Raw genomic sequence first — 17,816 nt, forward strand, 5'->3', positions numbered from 1 at the left:
AACGTGGGGCGACAACCAAACGCGTACGGCGGGTCAGCCGGAATCGTGGGCCGAAAATCCGAGCCCGAGCCGGCTCGGCCGCGTTCCCAGGACCAGTGTCCCCAGTGCGGTGTCGAGGTCGGGGCCCAGGTACCAGTCGCCGGTGTGGTCGAGGCTGTAGACGCGGCCTTCGGTGTCGATGGCGAGGGTGGCCTGGCTGTAGGTGGTGCCGTCGGGGGCGGTGAGTTCTTCGCGGCCGAGGGGGGCCACGTCGGTTTCCAGTGCGCGGCCGAGGTCGCCGAGGGTGCGGGCGAGGTGGAGGCCGTGCAGGGGGTTGATGGCGAACGGGGTGGGGGCGATGTGGCGGCCGGGGCCGGGGCCGGTGATGTGCAGGTCGCCGAATTCGGCCCAGGCCTCGACGGCGGCGGGGAAGACGGTGTGGCGGTGGCCTGCGGGGGAGGCGTGGGCGCGGAGGGTGTCGGCCCAGTGTTCCGCCTGCTGTATGTCCCAGCGTCCGGGTTGCCAGCCGGCTTCCTGGAGGGCGACGTCGACGGCGGCGGGGAAGCGGGTCGAGTCGGTGCGGTCGTGGTCGGCGGAGCGGGGGCCGGGGGTGGTGGGCGGCATGGTGGCGGTCAGCTTCCTGTGGGCGTGGTGCCGCTGATGGGCATGACGCCGAAGTGGGCGAGGAGTGCGTCGCAGGAGCGGCAGGGCGGGGCGTAGCTGCCGTGCTGGGGGTCGCCGTCCTCGCGGATATGGCGTGCGGTGATCTTGGAGTGTTTCAGGGAGCGGCGGGCTTCGCCATTGGTGAGGGGTTTTCGGGAGGCGCGTTTGCCGCGGTTGCCCTCGACGGCGGTGAGGTGGCGGGAGAGCAGGACCGCTTCGGGACAGCGTCCGGTGAAACGTTCGCGCTGTGCGGTGGCGAGCGTGTCGAGGAAGTCCTGCACCAGGGGGTGCAGGGCGGGGGGCTGTTCGGCCTTGCTCGCGGTGCAGGTGAGGGTTTGTCCGCGTACGGACAATGCGGCGCCGACGGTGGGGAGGATGCCGTCGCGGCGGTGGTGGAGGGCGGGCGCGCGATGGGCGTCGGCGGTGCCGCTCCAGCCGATGCGGGGGTCGCCGGCGGCTGAGTGGTGATGACGTGCGGTGGTGCTCATGGTGGTGCTTTCCCTCCCCGAATCCCCGTGGTACTGGGGGTCTCCCCGCCGTAGGTGGGGGAGGGTCAGCCTGCCAAATGTGCTGGGCGTTGCGGTAGTCGGGCGGCCTGTCGGTGATCTCACGGCGAGCTGACGGGGCGTCGGCCGGGGCGGAACGGGGCTGGTCGGCGGGGTGGTGCGCGGGGGGCTCGGGGGTGGTGCGGCGGTGGGTGACGCCGGTGTGTCGCGGGGCTGACGTGCGGGGGCGGGCGGGCGGGGGCGGGTGTTGCGGTACGGCATAGGCTGTGCCCCAAAGCCAGCTTCAGCCAGGGGGCAACCGCGATGACGACAGGTCGGCAAGGGCTGGGGGCACTCCCCGGCCCCCGGGCGGCGGGAGATGCCGCCCCACCGAATTCGGCCTATGCCGGGCAGGTCGTGCAATTTCCGGACCCGGTCCGCGCCACGCGGTATCCCGCCGGAGTGCGCATGGATGAACACGGTTTCCCGGAGTTCTCGCCGTATGCGCGCGCCGCGGCGGAGATCGCCGAGCCGCCGGAGGGGTTCGGCGTCGACGAGCTGCGGCTGACGGACTATGTGTCGGCGAACGCGGCCCTGCACGCGCAGGGGCACGAGCTGTGGATAGATGTGCCGGCGGTGGCGACGCCGCACGGCTGGACCTGGCATCACGTGGCCGGTACGCGGCGGATGGAGCTCATTCCGGTCGAGGTGAAGGCGCTGTTGCGCCATCACGGCGGGCTGGCGACGGCCGCGGTGGCGCACGACAGGCGCGGTACCCGCCCGTTGCAGGAGACGCGGCCGGTGCACTTCGGGCTCCCGCACCGTGATCTGTCGGTGGCCGAGGAGCAGGTGGCGCAGGCCGAGGAGGTGCTGGGCTATCGGCTGCCGGGTGCCTACCGGTCGTTCTTGAAGGCGGCGGGCGGCTGTGCGCCGGTGGGTGCAGCGCTGGACGCGGAGTTGGGGCTGCTGATCGACCAGCCGTTCTTCACGGTGCGCGATGACGCCGCGGTCAACGATCTGGTCTATGTGAACAAGTGTCTGCGGGACCACTTCACCAAGGACTATCTGGGCGTGGTGTTCGTGCAGGGCGGTGTGGTCGCGGTGAAGGTGCGCGGCGAGGCGCTCGGCTCGGTGTGGTTCTGCCCGTACGACGATGCGCGGGATCAGGACGGATGGACGGTGCAGGAGCGGGTGGAGCGGCTGCTGTTGCCGTGCGGTGCGGATTTCGATGAGTTCCTCCAGCGGCTGGCGGGCAATCCGCCGGAGCTGGACACCGTGGCGAACTTGATGGTCGACGGCGGTTTTGCGTACGCGGTTGCGGTGGGGGGCTGAGCACGGTGGTGACGTTCGCGCAGGCGCAGGAGCGCGCGGAGCTGTGGGTGAACGGCGAGGTGCCGGTGCCGCTCCATCGAGAGGTGCGGGTGCGGGAGTTCGATCTGGGCTTCGTGGCCTGGGCCGAGGACCGCGAGGGAGGGCCGTCGACGGATGGCGGCCGGGCCCGGATGGTGATCGCGCGGGACAGCGGGGAGACCACGCTGTGGCCGGGGCTGCCGGTGGGCGAGGTGATCCGGCGGTATGAGGAGGTGTACGGCGCTCCCGCGGACGGCGGGTACGGCGCGTCCGAGGCGCCTGCGCAGCGGATCGATCTGGAGGCCACCTCGTTTCTGCTGACGCCGCCGGAGTGGTTGCAGGAGGCGGCGGACGGGATCGGCGGCGCGGACCGGCGCGGGGCCGGGAGCGCGGGGGCCGCCGGTGAAGCCCCGGCGGCTTCTCCGCCGGGTGCGTCTGCGCCGGCTGCCGCGCCGTCGGCTTCGGACGCCTGGGCCGAGGTGAGCGTCAACGGCACCGAGGGCGGGGCCACCGGGCCCGGTGTGGAGGCGGCCCCGGGTGCCGGTGCCGGGGAGCCGACGCCGTGGGCCGGGACGGACACGACCGCCGGTGCGGGCGGCGAGGACCGGTCGGTGGGGCTGCCCGCGACGGTCTTCGCGCCGCCGCTGGCCGGTTTCGACGAGGAGCACGACGCTCCGCCGACGCCGCGGGCCCGGCCGGAGGCCAAGACCGAACTGCTGCACGGCGGCAGTCAGTTGCCGCGTACACAGGTCGCGCCCGCGCTGGATCTGCCGGAGGGGGCCGGGCCCGACGGCGGTCCGGCCGGTCAGGCACGTCCGGCCGGCGGGCCCGCCGGCGCTCCGCTGCCGCCCCCGATGCCTCCCGCGCCGCCCGCTACGCCGCCTGCCGCGCCGCAGGCCGTGGGGCTGCCGGATCTGCCGCCGCCGTCCGGGCCGCCGGTCGCCGATGTGCCGCCTCCGCCGGGTGCCGGTGCGCCCGCCGCGGGCGGGCCCGGCGTACCCGCCCCCGGTATGCCGCCCGCCCCGCCCGCGGGCGGTGGGGTGCATGCCGCCGCGACGATGCTGGCGGACGGTTCGTCGCTGCCCGGGAACGCCGCCGCGGGACCGCCCCCGCCTCCCGGCGTGCCCGGTCTCCCCGGTGCGGGCCGTTCCGGTGCGGCGCAGGACCCCGCGCAGGCCGCCCAGGCCCAGGCCGGGACGGGCAGGGCCGAGGTGCGCCCGCCCGGCGGGCTCGCGGCGTCCGGCCCCGGTGCGTCCGGTGCGCCGGCCGGTGGTTATGTGCCGACGCAGATGGTTTCGCAGCTGGACGGGGCGGATCTGGATCTCAGCGCGGTCGACGGGCCGGGCGGGACCGGTGAGGCCGCTGGTTCCGACGGTGCCGGTGCCGGTGCTTCCGGTTCCGGTTCCGGTTCCGGTTCCGGCGGCACGGGTTCCCCCGGTGCCGGCGGTCCGGGCCCCGGTGGGGTACATGCCGCCGCGACGATGCTCGCCGACGGCGCGTCCCTCCAGGCCGGTCTCGCGGGCGGCAACGGGCCGGGCGGCGCTGCCGGCGGCCCCGGTGTGCCCCCGCCGCCCGGTCCGCCCGGCCCGCCCGGTGCGCCCAAGCCTCCCGGTGCGCCCAAGCCGCCCGGCCCGCCCGGCAGGCCCGGCGCGTCCGCGGGCGCCCGGGGCTCCGGCGGCCAGGACGGTCCGCCTCCGCCCTCCGCGCCGCCCGCCCCGCCCGCCGCGGGTGGTGGCGGTGGGGTGCATGCCGCGGCGACGATGCTCGCCGACGGCGCGGCGCTGTCCGGGAACGGCCCGGCCGGTCCCGGCGGCCCCGGCGCGCCGGGCGTACCCGGAATGCCGCCGGCGTCCGGCCCCGGCGTCCCGCCCCCGCCCGGTCAGCCCGCCCCGCCCGGGCCTCCGCCGGGTGCGCAGGGTCCCGGTGTGCAGGGCCCCGGCGGTGGTGGTGCGTACGGCTATCCGCAGGCGCCCAGCGGTCAGCCGACCGTCGGCCCGGGCTATATGGCCGTGCTGAGCTATCGCGCGCCGGACGGCTCGGAGCAGAAGATCGTGCGTCGTTCGGCGCCCGGTACGCCGCATCCGGAGTGGCAGCTGCTGCATGAGCTGCGCGCGATGAACATCCCCCCGCAGCAGGTGCTGGAGCTGCACACGGAGCTGGAGTGCTGTGATCTGCCGGGTGGCTACTGCGCCCGGATGATCCGGGACAACTGGCCGCAGGTGCGGATCAGCCACACCGCCGCGTACGGCAGGGACCATGCCTCGCGGCAGCAGGGCGTACGGCATCTCGTCGAGCATCAGGGCGAGTTGCACCAGGTCGCGGACGGTCCGGCGCGGCCGGCGCCGGTGCGGGTGCCGTTGCCGCATCCGTCGCAGGTGCAGCCGGTGCCACCGGTGCCGCCGCAGGCGATCGGGCAGGAGCTGGAGCAGGCGTTCGGGCCGCAGGGCATCTTCCGTTTCGACCAGCGGGCGGTCTCCCGGCACGGCGTGCCCGACGTGGTGGCGCAGACGCTGGTGTGGTCCGGGCTGCCGGTCGACTTCGGGCCGTTCTTCTGGGCGCAGGCGCAGCCGGGCCGTCCGGTGCCGACGCTGGCGGAGCTGGCGGCGGAGCGGATGGTGCAGCCGGCGTCGGATGCCGGTTCGTATCTGGTGATGGGCAACGACTTCGGCCGTCAGCTGTGTGTGCAGTTCGGGACCGCGCACATCGTGGCGGTGCCGATGGAGGCCGGGCCGGGCGGTGCGCCGGCGACGCCGCAGTTCGTGAACTCCGGGCTGCCGGAGTTTGCGCGCTGTCTGGCGATGCTGGGGCGGATGTGGCGGCTGCGGTACGGGCTGACGCCCGAGCAGGCGGGCCGCTGGACCGTCGACTTCCAGGCACAGCTGGTCGCGCTGGACGCGCCGGCGCTGGGTTCGCCGGAGACCTGGTGGTCGGTGCTGCTGGAGCAGATGTGGGACGGGCTGCTGTAGGGCGCGCCGTGCGGAGCACCCCGTCCCCGGCCGGTCCGGAAGACGTGGCTCAGGGCCCCTCCGGCGGATCACGGCCGGGCCCCCGGTGGAGCGGATCCGGCCGGAGGTCCCGGCGGAGCGGACCCGGCCGGACCCTGGCATAGCGGGCGGGCCGGGGTGCTCGACAGGCGGGACGGGGCGGGTGCCCCGACCATGCGTATATGGGCCGTCCGATACCCCCGTTGTCGCAGTCGTCGTCGACGACTGCGCTGTACCGGGCGCAGCGTCCGCGCTGGTGGCACCGGCAGCGGACGGCCAGGTCGCTGCGCGGTCCGGGCCCGCCCCGGCGCCGGTGGAGATGGCTGGTCTGGCTCCTGGTGTCGCTGCTGGTGCTGGTCGTCGCCGTGGTCGCGGTCGGGGCCTGGCTGTATGTCTCGGCGAACCGGCAGCTGCGGCACATGGACGCGCTGGCCGGCTACGCGGGGCGGCCGGCCGCGGGCAAGGGCACGAACTGGCTGCTGGTCGGTTCGGACAGCCGCAGCACGCTGACCCCGCAGCAGCGCAGGGACCTGCACGTCGGCAACAACCAGGTGCGGAACACCGACACGATCATGGTGCTGCACTACGGCGATCACGGGCCCTCGCTGGTCAGCCTGCCGCGCGACAGCTACGTACCGATACCGGGCCACGGCAGCCGGAAGATCAACGAGGCATATGCGGACGGCGGTCCGAAGCTGCTCACCCGAACGGTGGAGCAGGCGACCGGGCTGCGGATCGACCGCTATGCCGAGGTGAACTTCCTGGGGTTCGTGCAGGTCGTGGACGCGCTGGACGGTGTGCGGCTGTGTCTGGACAAGCCGCTGCGGGACGAGAAGTCGGGGGCGGACTTCCCGGCGGGCTGCCAAGAGATGAACGGCACGCAGGCGCTGGCGTACGTACGGGCCCGGTACACCGACCCTGACGGTGACCTCGGACGGGTGAAGCGCCAGCGGCAATTGCTCGGTGCGGTTGCCGACGAGATGGCATCCCCGGACGTGTACCTCGACCCGTCCCGGCTGAAGCGGGTACTGGACACCTCGCTGGCGGCGGTGACCGTGGACGACGGTGCGGATCTGGCGCGGGTGCTGGATATGGGCTGGTCGATGAAGCAGATAGCCGGGGGCGGCGGGACGGCGACGACGGTTCCGGTGCTGCGGCCCGGGGTGATGGTGAGCGGCGTCGGGTCGGTGCTGCGGTGGGACGAGACCGGGGCGGGGCGGTTGTTCCAGGCGCTGCGCAACGATGATCGGATTCCGACTTCTGGCGATAAATAACGCATCCTTGTGGGGTGGGTTGGGCGGAGTGTCGCGATGGTGCGGCTTCGGCACGATCCCCGGGAAGTGCGCGTAACTGCACAGGGCTGCACGGAATCATGCGAAACGACGCGGAACGCCGCGGGTCGCGCGACTGCTGTGCGCGGCGGAGAGGGGCTTGAGGGATGAGTGCATCGGTTTCGCCTCACGGGTTCGAGGCCGTACGAGGGCGTGGCTACCGGCCGGAGGATGTGGACCGCCGGGTCACGGGGCTCTCGGTCGACCGCGACTCCTGCTGGGAGCGCGCCGCACGGCTCACCGTCCTGTCCAACGAGATGGCGGCCGAACTCGAACAGCTGCGGGTTCATCTGGCGCAGCAGCCGCCGCAGACGTACGAGTCGCTGGGCCGCGAGGCACGGCTGATCCTGACGACCGCGGAGTCCGAGGCGGCCCGGCTGCGGACCGAGGCGGAGCAGGCGGCCGGGCAGGCCCGTGGCGCGGCCGCCGCCTATGCGGACGAGGTGCGGGACGCGGCCGAGCGGGCGGCGTACGCGGTGCGCGCCGAGGCGGACACGCGGGCCCGGCGTACGGAGGGGGCGGCGCGCGGCGAGGCCACGGAGCTGGCGGCCGTGTCGGCCGAGGACGCCGAGCGGCTGCGGAGCGAGGCGGCCGAGGGGCTGGCGGAGGTACGCCGGCGCACCGCGCAGCTGCTGCGCGACCAGGAGCAGCGGCAGGCGGAGGAGGCGGACGCGGCCGCGCGGGAACTGGCGGCGATGGAGGCGGAGACGGACCGGCGCGTCGCGGAGCTGGACGCGCGCGGGAAGGCCGTGCGCGCCGACGCCCGGACGCGGTACGCGGAGGCCGAGGAGACCGCCCGGCACCGCCAGGAGGACGCCGAGGACCGTGCCGCCGGGCTGTTGGCGCAGGCGCGGGCGGAGGTGGAGCGCATCGAGCGGACCACGGAGCGGATCCTGCGCACCCACGACGCGGAGCGCGAAGAGGTCCGCGTCCATATGACCCATGTACGCAACAGCCTGGCGGTGCTCACCGGGAAGGCGCCGGTGGCGGAGGGGGACGACGGGGACGCCGCGGGGGCGCGGGCCGGCGGACGGGGCTCCGGCTCCGCCGGTCCCGACGAGGAGGACACCCTGGAGACGCAGGTGCCCCGTGGGGGCGGTGCCGCGGGCGGCTGACCGCGCGGACTCCCCGCGCCGGCCGGCTACTTCCCGGCCGGCTCGCCCTCGCTCGTGGCGCGGACGTCCGTATGTACCGGGAAGTGCCGCGGGGCCAGCAGCAACAGCGCCGCCAGCGCGAGCGCGGCGGCCGCGGCGGCGCCGAGGTAGACGTGGTCGACCGTGGTGTCGACGGCGCGGCGGAGGTAGTCGGTGGCGTGGGCGGTGAGGGCGCCGGGGTGCTGGAGGGTGTGCGAGACCGCGTCCAGGTCGTCGGGCAGGCCGGGGCGGATGTCCGAAGGGGCGTGGGCGAGGCGGTCGTTGAGGGTGGCGTTGGCGAGGGCGCCGAAGAGCGCGGCGCCGAGGGACTGGCCGACCTGGCGGCAGAAGAGTATGGAGGCGGTGGCGGTGCCGCGCTCGGCGTAGCCGACCGAGGACTGGACGCCGATGATCAGCGGTAGCTGGAAGAGGCCGAGGGCCGCGCCGAGCGCCAGCATGATCAGGGCGGGCTGCCAGGCGGCGCCGGGGTAGGGCAGCAGGGGGAAGGCGAGCAGGATCAGACCGGCCGCGCCGATGCCGAGCACCGCGCAGCTGCGGATCCCGAGGCGGTTGTAGACGTGGCTGCTCAGGGCGGCCGAGACCGGCCAGCTCAGGGTCATGACGGAGAGCACGAAGCCGGCGGCCGTCGGCCCCAGGCCCAGTACGGACTGCGCGTAGGTGGGCAGGAACACGGTCGGGGCGACCATCAGCAGGCCCAGGGCGCCGAGCGCGACGTTGACGGCGGAGATGGTGCGGCGGCGCCAGACCCAGCCGGGGATGATCGGTTCCGCGGCACGGCGTTCGATCAGCACGGTGAGGGTGGCGCACAGCGCGCTGCCGCCGAGCAGCAGCAGCGACGGCACGGAGAGCCAGGGCCAGGCCACACCGCCCTGGACCAGGGCGGTCAGCAGCAGCCCGCCGCAGGCGAAGATCGCCAGCGCGCCGGGCCAGTCGACGCGGGGGCGGCGGGCCCGGGGGCTCGCCCGGCCGCGTTCCGGCTCGGTGAAGTACCGCACGATCAGCCAGAGGGCCACCGCCCCCACCGGCACATTGACCAGGAAGATCCACCGCCAGTCGGCGTAGGCGGCGAGCAGTCCGCCCAGTGCGGGCCCGGCGACCGCCGAGGTGGCCCAGACACTGGAGAGCCTGGCCTGGATCTTGGGGCGTTCCTTCATCGGGTAGAGGTCGGCGGCGATGGTCTGGACAGTGCCCTGGAGGGCGCCGCCGCCCAGGCCCTGGATCACGCGGAAGGCGATCAGCGAGGCCATGTTCCAGGCGCCCGCGCAGGCCAGCGAGCCGGCGAGGAAGAGCACGATGCCGGTGATCAGGATGGGCCTGCGGCCGAAGGTGTCGGAGAGCTTGCCGTAGACGGGCAGGGTGACGGTGACGGCCAGCAGATAGCCGGAGAAGAGCCAGGAGAAGACCGCGAAGCCGCCGAGGTCCCCGACGATCTGCGGGATGGCGGTGGCGATGATCGTCGAGTCGAGCGCGGCCAGCGCCATACCGAGCATGAGGGCGGCGACGACGGGGCGGCGGCGGGGGTCCGCGGGTGCCGGGCCCGCCGGTCGCAGGGCATCGCGTTCGCTGTGGCCGGTAGGCCGTGCGCTGTTGCTCACCGTTCCCCCTCCGCAGGTCCTTGTACGGTGCACCCTTCCATGCGGGAGGCGGGTCGCGGAACCGCGTTTCCGGGCCCGGCGCGGGGCAACTGGCCCTGGGGTTCGCCTCGTTGGTGCCCGTGAGGCAAGAAGTGTCCCACGTCACAGGGGTGGCCGCACGGGAGGGCTCTGTGTGCATTTGCCCCCATTGGGGTGACGGCCGGATCCGGACATAGTGATCGAGTCCGGTATCAATTCGCCATGTCCGTGGTTGCGGACTTTGAGGTTCCCCTGAGGATATGCGCGGGCATTCCCGTTAATTCCCTCTTCCGCCCCGCACTCTCGCGCTATTTTCCCTCCCGGAGCCGGTTTCGGATACGGCTTCCGATGCAGCATGAAATCGGGGAAGGGAAACAAGTGAACACGATGCGGACCTCTTTCGGAGGTGTCGTACTGGCCGGTGTCCTCGCTCTGGGGACGGCGGCACCCGCGCTCGCCGCGGCGCTGGCAGAGACGGCCGGGACCGGACCGTCCCGTGTGATGCGGCAGGCGGACGTGGCCGGTCCGGCGGTCGGCGCGGCGTACCGGCTCAAGAAGCTGAAGTCGCTGACCAGCAAGGGGCAGGCGTCCCAGGACGCCTGGTTCAAGTACCTCGGGCTGTACCGCTCGGGCTCGAACTACTTCCGGTTCAACTGGAGCACCAACGGCTGCAACAGCTCGCCGGAGAAGCTGCCGGGCGGCTATGACTTCACCTACTCCTGCCACCGCCACGACTTCGGTTACCGCAACTACAAAACAATTGTGGGGAAGCCGGCCTGGCGCCGGGATCACAAGAAGCGTATCGATGACGTATTCCTCCAGGACATGCGCAAGGCCTGCCAGTACAAGCCCTGGGCCGACCCGCTCACCCCGGCGATGCGGAAGAAAATGAAGGCCGCTTGCCTCAAGACCGCGGACAAGTACTACGCCGCGGTCCGGGTCGCCGGCTGATCTCCGCCGCTCGCGGCTGACGGCGTGCGCCGCGGCCGGGAGCGCGGCCCCGGCGCACGCCTTCCGGCGCGCCGGGGCCGCCCCGGGTTGTCGGCCCGTCCGGGTGGCGGGCGGGCGTACGCTTGGCAACCCCGGCCCGTGAGACGTGTCGGGCTGCTGCGTTGTTCGCCTCGCTGGGACGGAACCTTCTGATGAGCCTGACTGGTCTGCTCGACGCCGTCGTACGGGACCCGGCGCTCGCCGAAGCGCTCCAGGCCGCGACCGACGGGAACCGGCCGCATGTGGACCTGGTGGGGCCGCCGGCCGCGCGCCCGCTCGCGATCGCCGCGCTGGCCCGGGAGGCCGGCCGCCCGGTGCTCGCGGTGACCGCCACCGGCCGGGAGGCGGAGGACCTCGCCGCCACGCTGCGCAGCCTCGTGCCGGCCGGCGAGGACAACTCCGTCGTGGAGTTCCCGTCCTGGGAGACGCTGCCGCACGAGCGGCTCTCCCCGCGCTCGGACACCGTCGGCCGGCGCCTCGCGGTGCTGCGCCGGCTCGCCCACCCGCGCCAGGACGACCCCACCGCCGGGCCCGTCTCCGTCGTCGTCGCCCCCATCCGCTCCGTGCTCCAGCCGCAGGTCAAGGGCCTGGGCGACCTGGAGCCCGTCAGTCTGCGCACCGGCCAGAGCGCCGACCTCGAAGAGATCGTCGACGGTCTGGCGGCGGCCGCGTACGCGCGCGTCGAGCTGGTCGAGAAGCGCGGCGAGTTCGCGGTCCGCGGCGGCATCCTGGACGTCTTCCCGCCGACCGAGGAGCACCCCCTGCGGGTGGAGTTCTGGGGCGACGACGTCGAGGAGATCCGCTACTTCAAGGTCGCCGACCAGCGGTCCCTGGAGGTCGCCGAACACGGCCTGTGGGCGCCGCCGTGCCGTGAGCTGCTGCTGACCGACGAGGTGCGGCAGCGGGCCGCCGCGCTCGCCGAACAGCATCCCGAGCTGGGCGAACTGCTCGGCAAGATCGCCGAGGGGATCGCCGTCGAGGGCATGGAGTCACTGGCTCCGGTCCTGGTGGACGACATGGAGCTGCTGCTGGACGTGCTGCCGGCCGGGAGCATGACGGTGGTGTGCGACCCGGAGCGGGTACGCACCCGGGCCGCCGACCTGGTGGCGACCAGCCAGGAGTTCCTCCAGGCGTCCTGGGCGGCCAGTGCCGGCGGGGGAGCGGCGCCGATCGATGTGGGCGCGGCCTCGCTGTGGGGCCTCGCGGACGTCCGGGACCGGGCGCGCGAGCTGGGGATGATGTGGTGGTCGGTCAGCCCCTTCGCGGCCGACGAGGAGCTGCTGACGGGCGGCGACACCCTCAAGCTGGGCATGCATGCCCCCGACACCTACCGCGGTGACACCCAGCGGGCACTGGCCGACACCAAGCAGTGGGTGGCGGACGGCTGGCGCACGCTGTTCCTCACCGAGGGCCACGGCCCGGCGGCCCGTACGGTCGAGGTCCTCGGCGGCGAGGGCATCCCCGCCCGCCTGGACGCCGACCTCGCCGAGATCTCCCCGTCCGTCGTCCATGTCTCCTGTAGCTCCCTCGACAACGGCTTCGTCGATCCGTCGCTCAAGCTCGCCGTCCTCACCGAGACCGACCTCTCCGGCCAGAAGGCGGCCGGCAAGGACGGCGCCCGGATGCCGGCCCGCCGCCGCAAGACCATCGACCCGCTCACCCTCGAAGCGGGCGACTTCATCGTCCACGAGCAGCACGGTGTGGGCCGCTACATCGAGATGGTGCAGCGCACGGTCCAGGGCGCCACCCGCGAATACCTCCTCGTCGAGTACGCCCCCGCCAAGCGCGGCCAGCCCGGCGACCGCCTCTACATCCCCACCGACCAGCTGGAGCAGGTCACCAAGTACGTGGGCGGCGAGGCCCCGACCCTGCACCGGCTCGGCGGCGCCGACTGGACCAAGACCAAGGCGCGCGCCAAGAAGGCCGTCAAGGAGATCGCCGCCGACCTCATCAAGCTGTACTCCGCGCGGATGGCGGCGCCCGGCCACACCTTCGGCCCGGACACCCCCTGGCAGCGCGAGCTGGAGGACGCCTTCCCGTACGCGGAGACGCCCGACCAGCTCACCACCATCGCCGAGGTCAAGGAGGACATGCAGAAGTCGGTCCCCATGGACCGCCTGATCTGCGGCGACGTCGGCTACGGCAAGACGGAGATCGCGGTCCGTGCCGCCTTCAAGGCCGTCCAGGACGGCAAGCAGGTGGCGGTCCTGGTCCCGACCACCCTCCTCGTCCAGCAGCACTTCGGCACATTCAGCGAGCGCTACGGCCAGTTCCCGGTCAACGTCCGGGCGCTCTCCCGCTTCCAGACCGACACCGAGGCCAAGGCCGTCCTCGAAGGGCTGCGGGACGGCTCCGTCGACCTCGTCATCGGCACCCACCGCCTCTTTTCCTCCGAGACCAAGTTCAAGGACCTGGGCCTGGTCATCGTCGACGAGGAGCAGCGGTTCGGCGTCGAGCACAAGGAGCAGCTGAAGAAGCTCCGCGCCAACGTCGACGTCCTCACCATGTCCGCCACCCCCATCCCCCGCACCCTGGAGATGGCGGTGACGGGCATCCGCGAGATGTCCACGATCACCACCCCGCCCGAGGAGCGCCACCCGGTCCTGACCTTCGTCGGGCCGTACGAGCAGAAGCAGATCGGCGCCGCCATCCGCCGTGAACTCCTGCGCGAGGGCCAGGTCTTCTACATCCACAACCGGGTGGAGTCCATCGACCGGGCCGCCGCCCGGCTCCGCGAGATCGTCCCCGAGGCCCGTATCCAGACCGCCCACGGCCAGATGGGCGAGTCGCAGCTGGAGCAGGTCGTCGTCGACTTCTGGGAGAAGAAGTTCGACGTCCTGGTCTCGACGACGATCGTCGAATCGGGCATCGACATCTCCAACGCCAACACCCTGATCGTCGAGCGCGGCGACAACTTCGGCCTCTCCCAGCTCCACCAGCTGCGCGGGCGGGTGGGCCGTGGCCGCGAGCGCGGCTACGCCTACTTCCTCTACCCGCCGGAGAAGCCGCTGACCGAGACCGCACACGAGCGGCTGGCGACCATCGCCCAGCACACCGAGATGGGTGCGGGCATGTACGTCGCCATGAAGGACCTGGAGATCCGCGGCGCGGGCAACCTCCTCGGCGGCGAACAGTCCGGCCATATCGCCGGCGTCGGCTTCGATCTCTACGTACGGATGGTGGGCGAGGCGGTCGCCGACTACCGCGCCTCCCTGGAAGGCGGCGTGGAGGAGGAGCCCCCGCTCGAAGTCAAGATCGAGCTTCCCGTGGACGCCCATGTCCCGCACGACTACGCCCCCGGTGAGCGGCTGCGCCTCCAGGCCTACCGGTCCATCGCCTCCGCCTCCTCGGAGGAGGACATCGCGGCGGTCCGCGAGGAACTGGTCGACCGCTACGGCAAGCTGCCCGAGCCGGTCGAGAACCTGCTGCTGGTCGCCGGTCTGCGCATGCTGGCCCGCTCCTGCGGCGTCTCGGACATCACCCTCCAGGGCTCCAACGTCCGCTTCGGTCCCGTGGAGTTGCGCGAGTCCCAGGAGCTGCGCCTCAAGCGGCTGTACCCCCGTACGGTCCTCAAGCCGGCCACCCGGCAGATCCTGGTGCCGCGCCCGGCCACCGGCAAGATCGGCGGCAAGCCGCTGGTCGGCCGCGAACTGCTGTCGTGGGTGGGGGAGTTCCTGGCCACGGTCCTCGGGTCGTAGGCGTCGTCCGGCCTTCCCGTTCCGCGGCGGGACGGGGGGTCGGCGTGCGTCCGGCGGGGCGGGGCCGATGGGCGTGCGTCCGGCTGGGCGGGCCCGCCCCGAGGGTGCGCGGCCACGTCCGATTGTCAGTGGTCGCGGTGAGAATTGATGCCATGACGCGGACGGTTCGCACGGAAGCCGGACGCCGCCCCCTGCGCGCAGCGGGGGCGGCGATGCTCGGTTTTCCGTCGGTTCTTCCGCCGATGTCCGGCAGTTTCTGAGTATGCGTCACCATCGTGCGCAGTTGGCGAATGATGCCTCGTCAAACCATTCGTCATCGCAGGTCAACGGGTGTGTGCTGAGGATGCGGAGGGTGGCTCGCGAATTAGGTACGGGTACTCATGCGGGCGGCTTCGAGGGGTGTGACGGTGGGAGTAACGGGGGGCCGAGTGCGGCGGAGGGAAGCGTGGGCCGAACGGCGCGGGGGCGTCGGGGAGCCGGTACACCGCTCGAGTTCGTGTCCCCGGCGCCATACGGGAAGGGAGGGATGCTCCCACCGAAGGGGGCCTGTGTGACGGCACGCAGGCATTCGGCAGCGGCAGTGGGACGGGCCGGTACCCGGGACCGGGGGACGGTGTCCGACCGCTGACCGTGCAAGCAGGGTCCGCCCGGGATGTGTTCACCCTCGCGGGCCCGGACCAGGGGGAAAGCAATGAAGACGTCCTTGCGCGCACGGGACGGTATGCCCTGTCCCTACCAGGGATCGGACGACGGCCCGCTCGAAGGCCCGGTGGATCTCAGCCAGTTGACCGCACGCGAGAAGCAGGTGCTCCTGCTCCTCGGGGGCGGCCCGTCCAACGGCGAGCTGTCCCGGCGGCTGAAGATCTCCGAGCGGACCGTCAAGGCACATATCTCGCGCATCCTGATCAAGACCGGCCAGAGCTCCCGCTTGCAGGCCGCCATGGTCTCCGCCCTCTACCACCACCAGTTGTGCCCGTCGCCGAACTGCCGGTGGAGCCCCGGGGCCGGCTCGCCGTCCCATGACGTGGTGTCCGCCGCTTAGCCGGACGAGGAGCACGCCGTGCCGTCCCTGAGGGCAACTGCCCTCGGGGCGGTGGCGCTAGGCGTGAGCGCCTGCGGCGGTGGTCAGCGCGAGGAGGTCCGGTGCAGGACGAGGAGGTCCGCGGCGCCGCCGAGGACGACGTAAGTGGACTTGGGATGGCGGGCGGTGGCGTCCGCCAGTGCCTGGCGCGGGGTGCGGTTGTCGCGCAGCTGCACGGCGACGTAGTCCGGTGACAGGCCGCCGGTGTCGCCGGTCCAGAAGACCCGGGTGCGGCCGGTGAGGCGGCTCAGCGGCCGGATGTCGGACTCCACGCTCGCACCGTCGGGTATGCGGTCCAGCAGCTTCTCGGCGGCGGCGACGTCCGGCGGGGTGCGGTAGGTGGCGCTTTCGGTGAGGCGGGCCAGCGGAAGCGTGGTGGTCAGCGCGAGGGCCACGGCCACGACGGCGGCCGGCAGATGGTGGGCGTAGGAGCGCAGCCAGGGGCGGGTGGAGACCCGGGCCTTCGGCAGGGCGTCGATCAGTGCGAGGAAGACCACCGGCATCAGGACGGCGTTGTAGTGCCAGTCGATGCCCCAGTAGTGCGGCTCGTGGGACAGGAAACGCCACCCCAGGGTGGGCAGCGCCACCAGCAGCAGAGGGGAACGCAGTGCGAGCAGGCCGGTGGTGGGCAGCAGGACCCACAGCGTGGTGCGCAGGGCGGTGTCGAGGGGAATGGTGAGGCCGCCGCCGTCCGCGCCGAACTTGCTCCAGTAGTCGTACGAGCCGGAGCCGTTGAACCCCGGTATGAGCACGCCGAGGGTGACGGCGGTGGCGGTGATGCCGAAGGCGACCAGCCCGATGGCCAACGGGCTGGCCCGCCGGGTCCGCAGCAGGGCGAGCGCCCCGATGACGGCCGCGGTCACCCCGAGGTCCTCCTTGACCAGCACCAGCGGCGCGGCCCAGCACACCACCGCGGTCCACCGTCCGCGCAGCACCGCTTCGAGCGCGAAGGCGATCAGCGGCAGCGCGAAGGCGATCTCGTGGAAGTCGAAGTCGACGGCCTTCTGCACGCCCCAGGACGTGCCGTAGGCGACACCGATCGCGAGACCCGGAACGCGGCCCAGGTAGCGGGCGGCGGCACGGGTGACCGGTATCGCGGACAGCGCGAAGAGCGCGGACTGCGCGATCAGCAGGGTCAGGGAAGAGGGGAACAGTCGGTAGAGGGGGGCGAGCACGACCAGTACGGGACTGAAGTGGTCGCCGAGGATGTTGGTGCCGGGCCCCTTGAGGTCGACGATCGGGGCCCGGAAGTGGGCGTAGCCCCGTATGGCCTGCTCGAAGATGCCCAGGTCCCAGGAGGACGTGGACAGGGTGCGGAAGCGGTAGAGGGACAGCAGCGTGAAGGCGACGAAGAAGAACCCCGCCGTCCAGTACGGGTCGAGGCGGGGGGCGCGCAGGGGAGCGGTCCGGGTCCGCAGGCGCTGCGCGGCGCTCCGCAGTCGTCCGGGCCGCTCCGGCGGCGGCGCGACGGTGGTCGCGGCCTCGTCGCCGGACGGGGTGGCGGACCGCGGCGGTGGCACGGCACCGGCCGGGCCGGCGGTCCGGGGCGCGGGTACGGCGCCGACGTCCTCCCCAAGAATCCGTCCGGGGGCACCCCCGGCCGTTACTGCGGCCGTGTCCATGCGGATCCTCACTCTCCCATGTCGAAAAGATACTCGAAGCGGATCCCCGGACGGCCCGGCGGCCGCTGCGCCGAGACGGCGGGGTGCCAGTGGGTCAGACGCGGGCGCGGGGCGGTCCGTTCCCGGGGCGGGAACGCGGGCGGCCCGGGACCGCGTAAGTCGCGGTTCCGGGCCGGCACTGTGGAGAGCGATGTCGTGACAAGTCTTCGGTAGGTGACTCCGGCGACGGCTGTACGTTTCCGATGACCGTGTATCCCCATCCCTCGTACAGCCGCTGAACCTTCCCGTCGCCGGCGGCCGGGTTCACCATCAGCGTCGCGTACGGTTCCTTCCTCGTAGCCAGTAGCCCATCGTGGATGCGGCGTGCTACGCCCTTTCCCTGCCATGACCGGATGACCCCGATCTCCTTCACCGCGACCGCGGGCACCGCCGTGTACGCGACGGGGGCGGGTGTGGCCATGCGAGCCCACCAACGGTCGGTCGGCGGCAGTAGGCATAGCCCAGCAGTTTCCCGCCCCCAGCGGCGCGGCCGCCTTTCCCCCGGATTTGCTGCCGAGGTGGTGGTCACGTCAGTACCTCCCGCTGGTATTGCGTCCAGGCGCGGGTGTGCGAGCTGTGTGGTGCGACCTCTCACGGGCCGGAGCCGAAAGCGGCGAGGATGCCAGCCACACGTGGATGTCTCACGACATTGAGCGGGACGCCTATCGCCGTGGCCATGGCGGGTTCCACCTCTCCTTGCCCTAATTGAGCCTGGGCGAGCCGGGCGGTGACGAGGGCGCGGTCGCGCTGCATGGAGGGACGGAGCAGGGTCAGGCTGCGGTGGGCCTGTGCTTCGGCCCGTTCGAAGTCGCCGAGGCTGCTTCGCC

General features: G+C 72.8%; 11 protein-coding genes. 7 read left to right on the plus strand and 4 right to left on the minus strand.

From position 1 onward, the window contains the following. Nucleotides 1–33 precede the first annotated feature (33 nt). The gene (locus M8I34_RS30430; protein WP_244414339.1) at nt 34–603 is read right to left on the minus strand and encodes an SUKH-3 domain-containing protein; all 570 of its coding nucleotides are present in this window, start codon (nt 601–603) and stop codon (nt 34–36) included. 8 nt (nt 604–611) lie between these two features. After that, a complete protein-coding gene (locus tag M8I34_RS30435; RefSeq protein WP_244414340.1) occupies nt 612–1,130 on the minus strand; it encodes a YwqJ-related putative deaminase in 519 nt (172 codons plus the stop codon). A gap of 321 nt (nt 1,131–1,451) precedes the next feature. On the opposite strand from M8I34_RS30435, the gene M8I34_RS30440 reads away from it, so the two are divergent. From M8I34_RS30440 to M8I34_RS30455, 4 genes are all read left to right on the plus strand, one after another. Beyond that, nucleotides 1,452–2,459 carry an HNH endonuclease gene (locus tag M8I34_RS30440; RefSeq protein WP_244414341.1) on the plus strand — a complete coding sequence of 336 codons (1,008 nt, stop codon included), beginning with the start codon at nt 1,452–1,454 and terminating at the stop codon, nt 2,457–2,459. A 5-nt stretch (nt 2,460–2,464) separates the two neighbouring features. Continuing rightward, nucleotides 2,465–5,443, plus strand: coding sequence for an SUKH-4 family immunity protein (locus M8I34_RS30445; protein WP_250054844.1), 2,979 nt, complete (start codon nt 2,465–2,467; stop codon nt 5,441–5,443). A gap of 356 nt (nt 5,444–5,799) precedes the next feature. Continuing rightward, on the plus strand, nt 5,800–6,735 hold the full coding sequence (locus M8I34_RS30450; protein ID WP_250054953.1) for an LCP family protein: 936 nt from the start codon (nt 5,800–5,802) through the stop codon (nt 6,733–6,735). Between the two features lie 164 nt (nt 6,736–6,899). After that, nucleotides 6,900–7,907: a cellulose-binding protein gene (locus tag M8I34_RS30455; RefSeq protein ID WP_250054846.1), complete on the plus strand. Its 1,008-nt coding sequence runs from the start codon at nt 6,900–6,902 to the stop codon at nt 7,905–7,907. Nucleotides 7,908–7,933: 26 nt separating this feature from the next. On the opposite strand, the gene M8I34_RS30460 is transcribed toward M8I34_RS30455, so the two are convergent. Beyond that, nucleotides 7,934–9,436: an MFS transporter gene (locus M8I34_RS30460; protein ID WP_250054954.1), complete on the minus strand. Its 1,503-nt coding sequence runs from the start codon at nt 9,434–9,436 to the stop codon at nt 7,934–7,936. Nucleotides 9,437–9,946: 510 nt separating this feature from the next. On the opposite strand from M8I34_RS30460, the gene M8I34_RS30465 reads away from it, so the two are divergent. The 3 genes from M8I34_RS30465 to M8I34_RS30475 all read left to right on the plus strand — a co-directional run bounded on the left by M8I34_RS30465 (nt 9,947) and on the right by M8I34_RS30475 (nt 15,289). Then, nucleotides 9,947–10,510, plus strand: a complete 564-nt coding sequence (locus M8I34_RS30465) for a phospholipase A2 (RefSeq protein ID WP_250054848.1) — start codon at nt 9,947–9,949, stop codon at nt 10,508–10,510. A gap of 191 nt (nt 10,511–10,701) precedes the next feature. After that, entirely contained in the window at nt 10,702–14,247 is a 3,546-nt protein-coding gene (mfd, locus tag M8I34_RS30470) for a transcription-repair coupling factor (RefSeq protein ID WP_250054857.1), read from the plus strand. Between the two features lie 691 nt (nt 14,248–14,938). Further along, entirely contained in the window at nt 14,939–15,289 is a 351-nt protein-coding gene (locus M8I34_RS30475) for a helix-turn-helix transcriptional regulator (RefSeq protein ID WP_250054859.1), read from the plus strand. Nucleotides 15,290–15,372: 83 nt separating this feature from the next. On the opposite strand, the gene M8I34_RS30480 is transcribed toward M8I34_RS30475, so the two are convergent. Further along, nucleotides 15,373–16,950, minus strand: coding sequence for a DUF2079 domain-containing protein (locus M8I34_RS30480; protein WP_250054862.1), 1,578 nt, complete (start codon nt 16,948–16,950; stop codon nt 15,373–15,375). Nucleotides 16,951–17,816: the final 866 nt, after the last annotated feature.

The sequence above is a fragment of the Streptomyces sp. MCA2 genome (assembly GCF_023544705.1).
Classification (GTDB): Bacteria; Actinomycetota; Actinomycetes; order Streptomycetales; family Streptomycetaceae; genus Streptomyces; species Streptomyces decoyicus.

Bases quoted from the DNA above. Each gene is read 5' to 3' on its own strand.
- M8I34_RS30430 (WP_244414339.1), bottom strand. From the start codon at position 603: ATGCCGCCCACCACCCCCGGCCCCCGCTCCGCCGACCACGACCGCACC.
- M8I34_RS30435 (WP_244414340.1), bottom strand. From the start codon at position 1,130: ATGAGCACCACCGCACGTCATCACCACTCAGCCGCCGGCGACCCCCGC.
- M8I34_RS30440 (WP_244414341.1), top strand. From the start codon at position 1,452: ATGACGACAGGTCGGCAAGGGCTGGGGGCACTCCCCGGCCCCCGGGCG.
- M8I34_RS30455 (WP_250054846.1), top strand. From the start codon at position 6,900: ATGAGTGCATCGGTTTCGCCTCACGGGTTCGAGGCCGTACGAGGGCGT.
- M8I34_RS30460 (WP_250054954.1), bottom strand. From the start codon at position 9,436: ATGCTCGGTATGGCGCTGGCCGCGCTCGACTCGACGATCATCGCCACC.
- M8I34_RS30465 (WP_250054848.1), top strand. From the start codon at position 9,947: ATGCGGACCTCTTTCGGAGGTGTCGTACTGGCCGGTGTCCTCGCTCTG.
- mfd (WP_250054857.1), top strand. From the start codon at position 10,702: ATGAGCCTGACTGGTCTGCTCGACGCCGTCGTACGGGACCCGGCGCTC.
- M8I34_RS30475 (WP_250054859.1), top strand. From the start codon at position 14,939: ATGAAGACGTCCTTGCGCGCACGGGACGGTATGCCCTGTCCCTACCAG.
- M8I34_RS30480 (WP_250054862.1), bottom strand. From the start codon at position 16,950: ATGGACACGGCCGCAGTAACGGCCGGGGGTGCCCCCGGACGGATTCTT.